Annotated in this window: 13 protein-coding genes; 8 read left to right on the top strand and 5 right to left on the bottom strand. The window is 72.6% G+C overall.

Annotated features, from left to right (window positions below; translation table 11 throughout):
- The first annotated feature begins 224 nt into the window (after nt 1-224).
- From AXW62_RS29770 to AXW62_RS29745, 6 genes are all read left to right on the top strand, one after another.
- On the top strand, nt 225-941 hold the full coding sequence (locus AXW62_RS29770) for a GntR family transcriptional regulator (RefSeq protein WP_060947239.1): 717 nt from the start codon (nt 225-227) through the stop codon (nt 939-941).
- 154 nt (nt 942-1,095) lie between these two features.
- Complete coding sequence (locus tag AXW62_RS29765; protein WP_060947238.1) at nt 1,096-2,103, top strand: ADP-ribosylglycohydrolase family protein; 1,008 nt, start codon at nt 1,096-1,098, stop codon at nt 2,101-2,103.
- A 73-nt stretch (nt 2,104-2,176) separates the two neighbouring features.
- Nucleotides 2,177-3,670, top strand: a complete 1,494-nt coding sequence (locus AXW62_RS29760; protein WP_060947237.1) for a purine-cytosine permease family protein — start codon at nt 2,177-2,179, stop codon at nt 3,668-3,670.
- Nucleotides 3,667-4,677: a PfkB family carbohydrate kinase gene (locus AXW62_RS29755; protein ID WP_030839533.1), complete on the top strand. Its 1,011-nt coding sequence runs from the start codon at nt 3,667-3,669 to the stop codon at nt 4,675-4,677. The genes AXW62_RS29760 and AXW62_RS29755 overlap by 4 nt, the downstream gene beginning before the upstream one ends.
- A gap of 124 nt (nt 4,678-4,801) precedes the next feature.
- Nucleotides 4,802-5,725: a zinc-binding dehydrogenase gene (locus tag AXW62_RS29750; RefSeq protein ID WP_060947241.1), complete on the top strand. Its 924-nt coding sequence runs from the start codon at nt 4,802-4,804 to the stop codon at nt 5,723-5,725.
- 134 nt (nt 5,726-5,859) lie between these two features.
- On the top strand, nt 5,860-6,462 hold the full coding sequence (locus AXW62_RS29745; RefSeq protein ID WP_060947236.1) for a DJ-1/PfpI family protein: 603 nt from the start codon (nt 5,860-5,862) through the stop codon (nt 6,460-6,462).
- A 92-nt stretch (nt 6,463-6,554) separates the two neighbouring features.
- Here AXW62_RS29745 and AXW62_RS29740 read toward each other — a convergent pair whose 3' ends face one another.
- The 3 genes from AXW62_RS29740 to AXW62_RS29730 are packed head-to-tail and all read right to left on the bottom strand — an operon-like array spanning nt 6,555 to nt 8,988.
- Entirely contained in the window at nt 6,555-7,358 is an 804-nt protein-coding gene (locus tag AXW62_RS29740) for a siderophore-interacting protein (protein ID WP_060947235.1), read from the bottom strand.
- 40 nt (nt 7,359-7,398) lie between these two features.
- Nucleotides 7,399-8,307 carry a PDR/VanB family oxidoreductase gene (locus AXW62_RS29735; RefSeq protein WP_060947234.1) on the bottom strand — a complete coding sequence of 303 codons (909 nt, stop codon included), beginning with the start codon at nt 8,305-8,307 and terminating at the stop codon, nt 7,399-7,401.
- A gap of 48 nt (nt 8,308-8,355) precedes the next feature.
- Nucleotides 8,356-8,988 carry an MSMEG_1061 family FMN-dependent PPOX-type flavoprotein gene (locus AXW62_RS29730; protein ID WP_060947233.1) on the bottom strand — a complete coding sequence of 211 codons (633 nt, stop codon included), beginning with the start codon at nt 8,986-8,988 and terminating at the stop codon, nt 8,356-8,358.
- A 169-nt stretch (nt 8,989-9,157) separates the two neighbouring features.
- Between AXW62_RS29730 and AXW62_RS29725 the strand changes: the two genes are divergently transcribed.
- Nucleotides 9,158-9,820 (top strand): TetR/AcrR family transcriptional regulator, encoded by a 663-nt coding sequence (locus AXW62_RS29725; RefSeq protein WP_060947232.1) that lies wholly within the window; start codon nt 9,158-9,160, stop codon nt 9,818-9,820.
- Nucleotides 9,821-10,002: 182 nt separating this feature from the next.
- Here AXW62_RS29725 and asnB read toward each other — a convergent pair whose 3' ends face one another.
- Together asnB and AXW62_RS29715 are read right to left on the bottom strand one after the other, a co-directional pair.
- The gene (gene asnB, locus AXW62_RS29720; RefSeq protein ID WP_060947240.1) at nt 10,003-11,835 is read right to left on the bottom strand and encodes an asparagine synthase (glutamine-hydrolyzing); all 1,833 of its coding nucleotides are present in this window, start codon (nt 11,833-11,835) and stop codon (nt 10,003-10,005) included.
- 122 nt (nt 11,836-11,957) lie between these two features.
- A complete protein-coding gene (locus tag AXW62_RS29715) occupies nt 11,958-12,608 on the bottom strand; it encodes a glycosyl hydrolase family 95 catalytic domain-containing protein (protein WP_159060987.1) in 651 nt (216 codons plus the stop codon).
- 99 nt (nt 12,609-12,707) lie between these two features.
- On the opposite strand from AXW62_RS29715, the gene AXW62_RS29710 reads away from it, so the two are divergent.
- A complete protein-coding gene (locus AXW62_RS29710; RefSeq protein WP_060947230.1) occupies nt 12,708-13,166 on the top strand; it encodes an NUDIX hydrolase in 459 nt (152 codons plus the stop codon).
- The last annotated feature ends 145 nt before the right edge of the window (nt 13,167-13,311 follow it).

Raw genomic sequence — 13,311 nt, 5'->3', positions numbered from 1 at the left:
CGCTCGGACCGCGTGCGGGATCCCGGCCCCGCCGGTGCGCACCCGTACCGGCAGGGCCGGGCACCCGGGCTGGGCCCGGCGGGCCCGGCTCACCGGCCCTGGCGGCGGCCTGGCGGCGCCGCGCCGCCTCGTGGAACGGCCCGCCGCCCGTGGAGCGGTCCGCCGGATATCTGGGTGCTTTCCGACTCTAGACAGGACTGAACATGTACGTCTAAGGTCCGGACATGCCTAAACAGGTCCTCAAGCATCAGCGCATCGCCCGCGTTCTGGCCCGCGAGATCCACAGCGGAGCCCTGGAGCCGGGCAGCAGGCTGCCCGGCGAACACGCGCTCACCCGGCGCTTCGCGGTCAGCCGGGCCACCGTCCGCCAGGCGCTGGACGAGCTCAGCAAACAAGGGCTGATCTCGACGCACGCGGGCGTCGGCTCGTTCGTCACCTTCGACGGCGGCCTGCTGGACAACCGCCTGGGCTGGACCAGGGCGCTGGCCGACCGGGGCGCCCGGATCACCACCGAGGTCCTGCGGCTGGAAGCGGTCCGCGATGCCCAGCTGGCCGAGGAACTCGGCATCGAGGGCGTCGAGTTCATGGCGCTGGACCGGTTGCGCGTACTGCCGGAGGGCACCCCCGTGGCGCTGGAGCGCAGCCGGGTCCCGATGGTCCCGGCCCTGGCCGAGGTCCCGCTGGGCGGGCTCCTGGACGGCTCGCTGACCAAGACCCTCGCCGCCGTCGGCATGCGGGCCACGCACGGGGACGAGTGGGCGTCCGTGCGGCAGTTGGGCGCCGACGAGGCGGCGCTGCTCCGCCGCCGGGAGGGGGAGGTCTGGCTCAACACCCGCCGGATCAGCCGCGGAGCCGATGGCGGGATCGTCGAGCAGGTGACCAGTCTGCTGGACCCCGGCCGCTTCCAGCTGCACCTCGGCTTCGGCGAGCAGCCCGGATGAGCGTGCCCCCGGCGCCCGCCCGGCGCCGCCGTACCACCTTCGCGCACCGGCCCGAAGACCGGCACGAAGACCGGCCCGAAGACCAGCGCGAAGACCAGCGCGAAATACGACCCGAAGAACGACCCGAAGAACGACGGAAGACCAGGAAGTCCGGATGAACCACCAGCACGACCGCGCGCTCGGCGCCCTGTACGGCCTGGCGATGGGTGACGCCCTCGGTATGCCCACCCAGATCATGTCCCGGCGGGCGATCGTCGCCCGGTTCGGCACCGTCACCGGTTTCGAACCCGGCCCGGAGGACAACCCGGTGAGTGCCGGAATGCCCGCCGGTTCGGTCACGGACGACACCGATCAGGCCGTCATCGTCGGCCGGCTGCTGATCGAGTCGGGCGGACGCGTCGACCCGCTGCGGCTCGCGCACGAGCTGCTGGAGTGGGAGCGCGCCATGAAGGCGAAGGGCTCCTTCGACCTGCTCGGCCCCTCCACGAAGGCCGCGCTGGAGGCCGTGTCCCGCGGCGTACCGCCGCACGAGGCGGGCAAGTCCGGTGCCACCAACGGCGCGGCGATGCGGATCACCCCCGTCGGCGTCGCCTTCTCCGGCGTACCGCTGGAGCCCTTCCTCGACCGGGTCGCGGAGGCGTGCCAGGTCACCCACGACACCTCCATCGGCATCGCCTCGGCTGCCGCCGTGGCCGCGGCGGTGAGCCGGGGCATCGACGGCGGCGGGCTGGAGGACGCCTTCGACGCCGCCGTCACGGCGGCCGCGGCCGCCGTCGAGCGCGGCCACTGGGTCGCCGGCGCCGGTATCGCCGCCCGCATCCGCTGGGCCGTGGACCTGGTCCGCGGTCTGCCCGAGCGGCAGGCCCTGGACCGGATCTGCGACCTGGTCGGCACCAGCGTCGCCAGCCAGGAGTCGGTCCCCGCCGCCTTCGCCGTGCTGGCCCTCGCCGAGGGCGAGCCGTGGCGGGCGTGCCTGCTGGCGGCCAACCTCGGTGGTGACTGCGACACCATCGGCGCTGTCGCCGGTGCCGTCGCCGGTGCCGTCAGCGGGGCCTCTCAGCTGCCCGGTGAGGCCCTCGCCACCCTGCGCTCGGTCAACGGTCTCGATCTGGAACCGCTGGCCACGGCCCTGCTCGCGCTGCGCGCCGGTACGGCCGAGTGACCCCTGTGCCCGCCCCCATATCCGCCCCGGAGCGCCCTCGGACAGGGCCCCGGACAGAAAGACAGGTACCACCATGGCGGCTTCAGAGAACGACCGCGTCGGCTCCGTGGAGACCCGAGGCATCGAGCCGGTGCCGGACACCGAGCGCCACGGCCACGCGAGTCAGATGTTCTGGACCTGGTTCGCGGCGAACATCAGCATCCTCGGCCTGCCGCTCGGTGCGGCCCTGGTCAGCTTCCGCGGCCTGAACATCTGGCAGGCGGCCGTCGTGGCCGTACTCGGGTCCTTCGGCTCCTTCGCCCTGGTCGGCGCCCTCAGCATCGCCGGGAAGCGGGGCGGGGCGCCGGCTCTCACCCTCTCCCGCGCGGTGTTCGGGGTCCGCGGCAACGCCGGCCCCACGCTGGTCACCTGGATGAGCCGGCTCGGCTGGGAGACCATCAACACCACCACGGCCGCCTTCGCGCTGCTGGCCCTGCTCGACGCCGCCTTCGGCATCCGGCGGAACACCGTCCTCACCGTGGTGTGTCTGCTGGTCTTCATCGGCTGCACCCTGCTGATCAGCGGTCTGGGACACGCCACCATCATGTGGATCAACAGGTGGGCCAGTTACCTCTTCGGCCTGCTCAACCTGGTCGTGATCGGTTTCCTCGCGACCACCGTGGACTGGGGCAAGGTCTTCCACGCCCCGGTCGGGCCGGTGAGCTCGATGGTCGTGGGCGTCGGCATGATCGCCGCGGGTACGGGGATCGGCTGGGCCAACACCGGTGCCGACTACGCCCGTTACCTGCCCCGGCGGATCCCCGGCGGCAGGCTGGTGGCGGCCTCCGCCTTCGGCGCCGGTATCCCGCTGGTCGTGCTGATCTCGCTGGGCTCGCTCCTCGCGGCGGGCGAACCCGGCCTGGCCTCCGCCTCCGACCCGGTCTCGGCGATCAACACGATGCTGCCCTCGTGGATGTCCATCCCTTATCTGATCGCCGCCTTCGGCGGGCTGCTGCTCTCCAACCACCTGTCCGTCTACTCGGCCGGACTCACCATGATCACCCTGGGCATACGGGTCCGGCGCACCCTCGCCGTCGGCCTGGACGTGGTCGTCACCTTCGCCGGCGGGATCTACTTCATCCTGATCGCCAAGGACTTCTACGGCCCGTTCATCACCTTCCTCACCCTCCTCGCCGTGCCGATCAACGCCTGGGTGGGCGTCTTCGCGGTCGATCTGATACTCCGCCGGTCCTATGACGGCGCGGCCCTCATGGACGTCGGCCGCTCCAGCCGCTACTGGTTCCGGGGCGGGATCGCCTGGACCGCGATGACCGCCTGGGCGGCGGCCATCGTGGTGGGCCTGCTGTTCACCGAGGCGAGCACCAGCGCGACCGACGTGTGGTTCTCCGGACCGTTCGCACACAGCTGGATCGGGTCCAACGGGCTGGGCTGGGTCGTCACCCTGCTGCTCGCGGCAGCCGTCTACGCACTGCTGCGCCGACTGGACGGCACCGTCCGCGAGGAGGCCGCCGGGCAGCGCGCCCAGCAGCCGGTCCCGTCCGCTCCGGCCGCGCGGGAGACCTCATGACCGGCCACGACGGCGCCCCCGGCGCCCCCGGCGAGGTCACGGGCGGCCGGCTGGTCCTGGTAGGCAACGCCATCGTCGACCTGGTGATGCGGGTGCCCGCCCTGCCCGAACGCGGCGGCGACATCGTCTCCAGCGACACCGCCCTCACCACGGGCGGCGGCTTCAACGTCCTCACCGCCGCCCGCCGCCTGGGCCTGCGGGCCGTGTACGCGGGGGCGCACGGCACCGGGCCGTTCGGCGACCGGGTGCGGGCGGACCTCGCCCGGGCGGACATCGAGGTGCTGCTGCCCCCGCTTGCGGAGGCGGACACCGGATTCTGCGTGGCCTTCGTGGACGGCGGCGGTGAGCGCACCTTCGCCACCAGTCTCGGCGCCGAGGCCCGGCTGACCGGGACGGACGCGGCGGCCGTGCTCGCCGCGCTGCGCCCCGGCGACATGGTGCAGATCTCCGGGTACGGCCTCGCCTACCCGGACAACGGCCCGGTCCTGGCCGCACTCGTCGCGCGGCTGCCGGAACACGTCCGGGTCTTCCTCGATCCGGGTCCGCTGGTCGACCAGATCCCAAAGGAGGTGCTGGAACCCGTCCTGGCGCGCTGCGACTGGGTCAGCTGCAACCAGCGCGAGGGGCGGCTGCTGACCGGCCGGGACGACGCGCGGGAGGCGGCGGCCGCGCTCGCCGCCCGGCTGGGCCCCCGCACCGGGGTGCTGCTGCGGGCCGACGCGGCCGGCTGCTGGCTGGTCCCGCCCGGCGGAGAGGCCGTGCACATCCCCGGCCGCCGGGTGACCGCGGTCGACAGCAACGGCGCCGGCGACGCCCATACGGGAGCGTTCCTGGCCCTTCTCGGCCACGGGCTGGACCTGGACACCGCCGTGCGAGGGGCGAACGCCGCGGCGGCGTTCGCGGTCACCCGGCACGGCCCGGCCACCGGGCCGACCCCCGGCGAGCTGCTGGACTTCCTCGGCGGCGAGCCACCCGCGGCGCGGCTCTCCTCGGTGCTCCGGCGGTAGGGGGCCGCCGGACGCTCCGTCAGCTGGCCGGAGGCGGACGGAATACCCGGCGCGCCCGCCCGGTTGCGCACGGATGACCACGGCTCGCCGCCGCGGACAGGCGAACAGAAGGGAAGCGATGGCGATGCGCGCTTTGCTGTACGACCCCGGGGCTCCTCAGGGCCTGCGTCTCGGCGAGGCACCGGATCCGGAGCCGGGGGAGTCGCAGGCTTTGGTCGAGGTCCACGCGGTGTCCTTCAACTTCGGTGAACTCGCCTATCGCGAGGGCCGGTCCCGCCCCGGGGACATCGCCGGCTGGGACGCCGCCGGAGTCGTCGCCCGGGCGGCGGCCGACGGTTCCGGTCCCGCGGTCGGCACCCGGGTGGTGACGTTCGGCTGGACGGGCGGCTGGGCGGAGCTGCGCGCCGCGGACACCGCGGAACTGGCCACCGTGCCCGACTCCGTGGACCTGGGCGAGGCGAGTGCCCTGCCCGTGGCGGGAGTCACCGCGCTCCAGGCGCTGCGGGGGCTGGGCCCGGTGGTGGGCCGCCGCGTACTGATCACGGGCGCCTCGGGCGGTGTGGGGCGCTTCGCGGTGCAGCTGGCCCATCGGGCGGGCGCCCACGTCGTGGCCTCGGTGGGCAGTCCGGAGCGCGGCGAGGGGCTGGCGGACCTCGGGGCCGATGAGGTCGTGGTCGGCCTCGAGAAGGTGACCGAGCCGGTCTTCGGCGTCCTGGACAATGTCGGGGGCCCGCAACTGGCCGAGGCGTTCGCCCTGGTCGAGCCGGGCGGCACGGCGCAGGCCATCGGCAAGGCGTCCGGCCTGCCGACCACCATCGACTTCGAGCAGGAACGCCACCGCGGCGGCCACCGGCGGCTGGAGGTCTTCCGGGTCGACTCGCCCCTGGGAGCGGACCTGGCGCATCTGGTGAAACTGCTGGAGGGGAAGCGGCTGGACCCGCAGATCGGCTGGCGCGGCTCCTGGGAGCGCGCTCCGGAGGCGGCGCGGGCGCTGCTGGGACGGCGCGTGCGGGGCAAGGCCGTGCTGGACGTCGTCACCCCCGGCTGACCGGGCCCGAGCGGCGCCGGTGCGGGCTCGGGCGTCGACACCCGCGCCGCCCGCCGCATCGCCGCCCGCCGCCCGTGGCCGATGTGCGCCGGAACTCCGTGGCCGGGCGGCAGCGGATCTGATGGGATCGCGGCATGACCCAGGACAACACGCGGAAGATCGGGATCCTGCTGTTCCCGGACGTGGAAGAGCTCGACGCCATCGGTCCGTGGGAGGTGCTGTCGTACTGGACGCGCAACTTCGCCGAGGACGGGTGGCGGGTGTTCTGCTTCTCCGCCGACGGCAACCCCGTCACCTGCGCGAAGGGGCTCACCGTCGCGGCGCACCACGCCATGGCCGACCTGCCCCGACTGGAGGTGCTGCTGCACCCCGGCGGCCGGGGGACCCGGCCGCAGCTGGAGGACGCCGAGCACCTGGAGTGGGTCCGGTCCCAGCGGCGATCGGTCCCGCTGATGACGAGTGTGTGCACGGGCTCGCTGGTCTACGCGGCGGCCGGGTTGCTGGCCGGGCGGCCCGCGACCACGCACTGGGCGTCGCTGGACCGGCTGGCGGAGCTCGACCCGACGATCGACGTACGGCCCGGGGAGCGGTTCGTCGACGACGGTGACCTGGTCACCTCCGCGGGGATCTCGGCCGGTATCGACATGGCTCTTCACCTGGTGGCCAGGCTGGCGTCGCCGGAGCGGGCGCGTCAGGTGCGCCGTGGCATCCAGTACGACCCGCTTCCGCCGGTGTGAGCTCCCCGCGCCACCGGTGAGCGGATCCGCCTCCGCCGGTGTGAGCTCACCGGCGGAGGTCCGGGACCGGGCGCGCCGGGGCGGGGGCGGGATCAGCCGGGGCTCGAGCGGCCGTGCCGCCAGTAGCCGAAGAAGGCGATGTCCGACTTCGGCACGGAGCGGTCCTGCACCAGGTGGCGGCGGAGCCCGGTGGCCAGTCCGGACTCCCCGGCGACCCAGGTGTAGAACCGGCCCGGCCGCAGGGACGCCTCCTTGATCGCTTCGAGAGCCTGTCTGCCGGGCAGGGTGTCCGCGCCGTCCCGGGCCAGCCAGCGCACCCGGACGCCCTCGGGGACGGTGAGGTCCGTGCGGATGTCGGCGGTCTCGGCCACTTCCAGGAAGACGTCGGCGACCAGCGAGGCGGGCGCGTGTTCGAGGATGGCGAGGACGGCCGGTACGGCGCTCTCGTCCCCGGCGAGGAGTTGCCATCCGGCGTGTGCCGGCGGCAGATAGGTCAGGCCCATGTCGAAGATGCCCGCCGGGTCTCCGGGCCGGGCGCGCAGGGCCCACGCGGAGGCCGGGGCGTCGCCGTGCAGGGCGAACTCGATGTCCACTTCACCGGCTTCCGGCCGGGCCCGCCGGATGGTGTAGTTGCGGACCCAGGGCCTGCGTGACTTCGGCAGCAGGAGGATCTCCGCCATCCACGCCTCGCTGGAGAGCCTCGGCATCCTCAGCCGCTCCTGTCCCTCGCGCGGGAAGAACAGCCGCACGGTCTGGTCGAATCCCGTGTACGTCAGATGCTCCAGTTCCGGGCCGCCGAGTGTGATGACCGAGAAGCCGGGCGTCAGCCTCGTGTTCGCGCGCACCTCCAGCGTGATCATCCGCCGCGATTCGGGGGTGCGTACCTTGGGCAGCATGTCGTTCTTCGCCTTCCGTTCGGGTCTGCTCGCCTGCTGGTCAGAGGTCCAGGACGAGTTGCGGGGTGAGTGCGCGGGACACGCAGGCGTACATGCGGCCCGCGGGGGCGCCGATGTCGTCCCGGTGCTCGGGATCGCCCTCGACGACGGTCAGTTCACAGCTGCCGCAGACGCCTTCGCGGCATCCGGACGCCACCCGGTGCCCGGCGTGGTTCAGGGCGTCCAGCAGCGATTCGTCCGGCGCCACCCGGACCGTCCGCCCCGATCGGGCGCACACCGCCTCGAACGCGGTGGCGGGGGCGAACGACCTGGGCACCGGGCGGAACCGCTCCGCGTGCAGCCGCCCGGCGGGGAACGCGGCCTCGGCCGCGGTGAGCATCGGCCCGGGGCCACAGGCGTAGACGAGGGCACCGGGGTTGAGCGCGGCTGCCAGAGCGGCGAGGTCCGGTCTGCCCTGCTGCCGCGTGGCGACGATCCGCACCCGGTCGCCGTAGGAGGAGCGCAACGCGTCGGCGAAGGGCATGGTCTCCACCGACTGACCCAGGTACACGAGCGACGCCGGAATCCCCGCCGCGGTCGCCGCCCGCAGCATCGGCAGGATGGGGGTGATGCCGATCCCGCCGGCGAGGAAGAGGTACTCCGGCGCGGGGAGGAGCGGGAAATGGTTCCGTGGCGGCGACACCTCGAGGGGGCGGCCCCGGCGCAGGAAGCGGTGGATGTATTCCGAACCGCCCCGGCTGAGGCGGTCGTACCGTACCGCGACGCGGTAGGACTCCCGGTCCGCCGGGTCCCCGCACAGCGAGTACTGCCGGGTCAGCCAGTTCGGCAGGGCCACATCGATATGGGCCCCCGGTTCCCAGGGCGCCAGCGGGCCGCCGGCGCCTCGCAGGTTCAGGGAGACGACGTCCTCGGCGACCTGGTCAATGTCCTCGACGATGGTCTGTTGCATCGGTGATTCACCTTGTGGTGTGTCGGTTGGCTCGGCCGGGTGGCGCGGTCAGTACAGCTGCCGGTAGCCGTCTTCGAGGCCGCGTTCGAACATCTTCGGATCGATGTCGAGTCCCAACTGGCCGACGGCGATCTCACCGGCCGAGGGGAGTTCGCCGGCGAGGGCCTGGCTCGCGGGGTCCCACAGCCGTGACCGGACGAGCGCCCGGCCGCAGTGGAAGTAGGCCTCCGCCACCTCGACGACGAGCGCCAACTCCGGCTCCCGGGCCTCGGTCTGCATCCGGGCGAGGACATCGGGCTCGTCGGTGGGATACGCCCGGCCGTTGACGCGCAGCGTCTCGCGCAGCCCGGGGACGAGGAAGAGCAGCCCGATCCCGTCGTTCTCGGCCAGGTTGCGGAACGAGTCGGCGATCTTGTTACCGGGCCGGTCCGGGATCGCGAGGGTGTGTTCGTCGAGGACCTTCACGAACCCCGGGTAGTCGCCACGGGGTGAGCAGTCGGCGCGTCCCGCGGCGTCCGCCGTGGCCAGGGTCAGGAAGGGCGAATGGGCGATGAAGAGCCGGAAGTAGTCGTCGATACGGTCGAGGATCTTGGCCTTCGTCCTGGGCTCGGGCTCCCCGAGCCGGGCGCGGACCTCGGCCGGCGGGACCCGCCGGGGGCGGGTGCTGGTACGCGTCGTCACGAAGATTCCTTTCGGGAGGGGGACGGCGGGCGCGGGGGCCCGTTCCGCTCGCCCGCTCCCGCCCGCACACGGCGGTCGTGGACCGCTCCGCCGCAGTTCATGGCACCATTGTGAGTAATTACTCAGGTCCTGCGCCACTCGCTTTCCAAGGCGCCCTCCAGGAGGTGTCATGACATCCGGCCGCCGTGGACTTCGGCCACGTAAACAGCCTCGCCAGGCCCGGGCCGAACTCACCCGGCAGCGCATCCTCACTGCCGCTGCTCACGTTTTCGCCGAATACGGCTACGCCGCCGGGACCACCAACCGCATCGCCGAACGGGCGCGGGTCTCCATCGGCTCGCTGTACCAGTACTACCCGAACAAGGATGCGATCCTGGTCGAGTTGATCGCCCGTCACCTCCACGCCGGGGCGGAGGCCGTCAGCGGCCGCTGGGACGAGGAGCCGCCCGGGTCCTTTGAAGAGATCATCCGTGGATTCGTGCGCCTGGCGATCGACAACCACCACGACGACCCGCGGCTGCTCCGCGTCATGGCCGAGTACGGGCCCCGCTCTCCCGAGCTGCTCACCAAGGTCGCCGAGTACGAGCGGGAACGGATCGCCTACACACGGGAGTTGCTCGAGCGCCACCCCGAGGTCACGGTCGGGGACACGGACGTCGCCGCCCGGCTCATCGTGACCACGGTCGAGTTCGCCGTGCACCAGCTCATCGCCGCGCCCGGCTCCATCGACACCACCCGGCTCGAGAACGAACTCGTCGCGATGCTCGTCCGCTACGTCACGGCCCCGCCGGCGGCCGGGGCCGCCGAAGGGCCGGTGCGAGGGGACGCCTGAACCGTGGGCCGTCCGTGGTGGCGGTCCCCGCGCAGCCGTCCGTGGCGGCGGTCCCGGCGCAGCCGTCCCTGGCGGCCGTCCGAGCGCTGCCGGACGGCCGCCGAAAGAACCGGAGGGGGTGGGCGGGGACCCGGTGAACCAGGTCCCCGCCCACCCCCTGTGGGGCTCCCGGGCCGCGGGCGTCAGTCCAGCGTGATGGTGGGCTTGCGCAGGTCGAACCAGGTGGCCAGGTCCAGGGCGCGTTCGATGACGGCGCGCTGCCGGTTGGAGATGGTCTCCGCGGGTGCCGCGATCGCCTCCTTCAGCGTCTGGGTGCGGCACAGTTCGAGGGCCTGGTGTCCCGAGGCGAGGAGGTCGTTCGCCTGCTGCTTGATGGCGGCGAGGTAGGCGGGGTCGAAGCTGCCGGGGTAACCGCTCTTCTTGCGGTTGGCGACGGATTCGGGCAGCACATCGCGGGTGGCCGCGCGCAGGATGCTCTTCTCCCGCCCGTCGAACGTCTTCAGCGCCCAGGGGGTGTTGAAGACGTAGGAGACCAGGCGGTGGTCGCAGAACGGCACCCTGACCTCCAGGCCGACGGCCATGCTCATCCGGTCCTTGCGGTCCAGCAGGGTGTTGACCATGCGGGTGAGGTGCAGGTAGCAGACCTGCCGCATGCGCTTCTCCAGACCGGTCTCACCGTCCTTGACCGGCGCCTCGCCCAGTGCGGTGAGGTAGTGGTCATGGAGGTAGGTGTCCAGGTCCAGCTTCTCCGTGAGGTCGTCGGACAGCAGGCTCTTGGTCTCGCCCAGCGTCATTCCTCCGGCGAGCCACGGGAAGGTGTCCGCCTCGCGCCGCTCGTCGTGGAACCACGGGTAACCGCCGAAGACCTCATCGGCCGACTCGCCCGACAGGGCCACGGTCGACTGTTCGCGGACGGCCTTGAACAGCAGGTAGAGCGAGTTGTCCCGGTCGCCGAGCCCGAGGGGCACATCCCTGGCTCCGATGGCGGCCCGCCTGACGTCCGGATCGGACAGGGCGGAGCCGTCGAGCACGATGTCCCGGTGGTCGCTTTTCACATGCTCGGCCACGGCGTGCACGTACGGCGTGTCCACACTGGGCGCCACGTCGACCGCGCGGAAGTTCTCGGCCTGGTCGGGGAAGTCCACGGCGAAGCTGCGGACGGTCTCGCCCTGCTCGCCCAGCCGGCGGGCGGCGAGCGCGGTCATCGCCGAGGAGTCGAGTCCCCCGGAGAGCAGGGTGCAGCGGGGCACGTCGGCGACGAGCTGACGGGCGATGATGTCCTCCAGCAGCTCCCGCACATGGGCGACGGTGGCCGCCTGGTCATCGGTGTGCTCCACGGCCTCCAGGCGCCAGTACGCCTGCTCGCGAAGGCCGTTGCGGTCGACGACGGCCAGGTGGCCGGGGCGCAGCTCCTTCATGCCCTGCCAGACCGCGTGGCCCGGTGTCTTGGCGAAGGAGAAGATCTCCCGCAGCCCGTCGAGGCCGACCACGGGGGCGGCCAGCGGGTTGGCGAGGATGGCCTTGGGCTCGGACCCGAAGAGCACGCCGTCGTCGGTCTCGTAGTAGTAGAACGGCTTGATGCCCAGCCGGTCCCGGACCATCACCAGTTTCTCGCTGCGGGAGTCCCAGATGGCGAAGGCGTACATGCCGTTCAGCTTCTCGGTGAGGGATTCACCCCACTCGACGTAGCCGCGCAGGACGACCTCGGTGTCGGAGTCGGTGGTGAAGCCGTGGCCCCTGCGGCGCAGTTCGTCGCGCAGCTCGGTGAAGTTGTACGCCTCACCGGAGTAGACCATGCTGACGGGCCCGTCGGGCGTGTCGACGGTCATGGGCTGGGCTCCGCCCGGCAGGTCGATGACCGCCAGCCTGCGGTGGCCGAGCGCCGCCCGGTCGGTCACCCACGCTCCGGCCGCGTCCGGGCCCCGGCAGGCCATCGTCTCCGTCATGGTGTCGAGGAGCGAACGGTGGAAGGTGAGGTCGCGGCGGTAGGAGACCCAGCCGGTGATGCCGCACACAGTGATCAACCCTTTCACTCAGCGGAGATGGTTGCCTGTGACGACCATCTACCTCTCCGGAGGGGGATCGCTACCGTCCGCTGTTCTTTCGTTGGGTGGTATTTCTCACTGGTAAATTCCTGTTAATGGTGAGTTTCGCTGTGACTGCTGTCCGAAAAGTAGTGCCCACCAAGACGCCATTTTACGGCTGATATCCGATCCGCCCCTGATGAGCCGAAACGCCGGTCCTCTGTGCAATGGCGGGTCCGGTGCGACCGCCGCGGCGCGGGCCCGAACGGGTCGCTTTTCGTCCAGACGACCGTGGCCCGCTGCCCGGCGGTGAGGGTGAGGCGTGGTAGGCGGCCCGTGCCGTCGCCGTCCCGCCGGCGGATCCCGACGGTGGTGTCAGCGGTCGCGGCCGGCGTCGCCGCCCCCACGCTCCCGTCCGCCCAGACCAGTTCCTCGACGGTGATGCCGCCGCGGGCGCGCGGACCGGTCACCCTGCCGCCCGGCCACCGCGGAGGCAGCGCGGGCAGCAGCTCGATCAGGGGAGCCCCGTCCCGCACGAGGTGACTTTGCGGCAGCATCTCGGCGATCGCGGCGGTGACACCGAAGTTCCCGTCGATCTGGAAGGGCGGGTGGGCGCACGGCGGCGACCGGTAGACCCCGCCCTGCGGGGGCGTCCCGCCGTCACCGGCCGGCCGGGCCGGGGTGAGGTACCGGCCGAGCAGCCGGTGCGCGGCCCGTCCGTCGCCCAGCCTGGCCCACAGGCCGATCTTCTGTCCCTTCGGCACCGGCGGTTCGCCACCGCTCACCAGGGCCGCCCGGGTGGCGGCGGGCCGATCCTCCCGGACGGCGGCGCGCGGCGGAAGGCGCCTGGAAGGATGCCGTACATGACACAGGACGAGGGCATGGCGATCCCCCGGGGCGCCGTTGGGACGGGACCGTTGCTGGTGGTGGCGGCCGCGGTCGTACGCGACGGCCGCCTCCTGGTGGTGAGCAAGAAGGCGGCTCCCGAGATCTTCTACTTGCCGGGCGGCAAACCGGACCGGGCCGAGGGGCCGGTGGAGGCCCTGGTCCGGGAGCTGGACGAGGAACTCGGCGTCCGGCCGCTCGAGCCGCGCCTCCTGGCCGAGGTCGAAGCCCTGGCGGCGATCGAGGGGGTGCCCATGAGACTGACCGTCTTCGAGGCGGGCATCAGCCGGGAGCCCCGGCCCGCGGCCGAGCTGGCGGACCTGCGGTGGATCACCGGCGACGAACCGGATGTGCGGCTGGCCCCGGCGGTGAGGGATCAGGTCCTGCCGCTGCTCAGGCGGAAGGGGCTGATCGTCCGGGGCGGGTGCCGGACGTAGCGCCGTCCGCCGGAGGGCGGGCCACGCGGCGTCCGGTGCGTGCGATCGCGGGGCGGAGGGCGGCTAGGCAGAGGGCCGCGGGGTGGAGGCTGCGAGGCGGAGGGCTGCGAGGCGGAGGGCCGCGGGGCGGAGGGCCGCGGGGCGG

Source organism: Streptomyces hygroscopicus subsp. hygroscopicus (assembly GCF_001553455.1).
Lineage (GTDB): Bacteria > Actinomycetota > Actinomycetes > Streptomycetales > Streptomycetaceae > Streptomyces > Streptomyces hygroscopicus.
The sequence above is the reverse complement of the archived record's forward strand: the minus strand, read 5'-3'. Positions and strand labels throughout refer to the sequence as shown.

What these genes read in the sequence shown, in the direction of transcription:
- AXW62_RS29770 (WP_060947239.1), top strand. Translation starts at nt 225, where the DNA reads ATGCCTAAACAGGTCCTCAAGCATCAGCGCATCGCCCGCGTTCTGGCC.
- AXW62_RS29765 (WP_060947238.1), top strand. Translation starts at nt 1,096, where the DNA reads ATGAACCACCAGCACGACCGCGCGCTCGGCGCCCTGTACGGCCTGGCG.
- AXW62_RS29760 (WP_060947237.1), top strand. Translation starts at nt 2,177, where the DNA reads ATGGCGGCTTCAGAGAACGACCGCGTCGGCTCCGTGGAGACCCGAGGC.
- AXW62_RS29755 (WP_030839533.1), top strand. Translation starts at nt 3,667, where the DNA reads ATGACCGGCCACGACGGCGCCCCCGGCGCCCCCGGCGAGGTCACGGGC.
- AXW62_RS29750 (WP_060947241.1), top strand. Translation starts at nt 4,802, where the DNA reads ATGCGCGCTTTGCTGTACGACCCCGGGGCTCCTCAGGGCCTGCGTCTC.
- AXW62_RS29745 (WP_060947236.1), top strand. Translation starts at nt 5,860, where the DNA reads ATGACCCAGGACAACACGCGGAAGATCGGGATCCTGCTGTTCCCGGAC.
- AXW62_RS29740 (WP_060947235.1), bottom strand. Translation starts at nt 7,358, where the DNA reads ATGCTGCCCAAGGTACGCACCCCCGAATCGCGGCGGATGATCACGCTG.
- AXW62_RS29735 (WP_060947234.1), bottom strand. Translation starts at nt 8,307, where the DNA reads ATGCAACAGACCATCGTCGAGGACATTGACCAGGTCGCCGAGGACGTC.
- AXW62_RS29725 (WP_060947232.1), top strand. Translation starts at nt 9,158, where the DNA reads ATGACATCCGGCCGCCGTGGACTTCGGCCACGTAAACAGCCTCGCCAG.
- AXW62_RS29710 (WP_060947230.1), top strand. Translation starts at nt 12,708, where the DNA reads ATGACACAGGACGAGGGCATGGCGATCCCCCGGGGCGCCGTTGGGACG.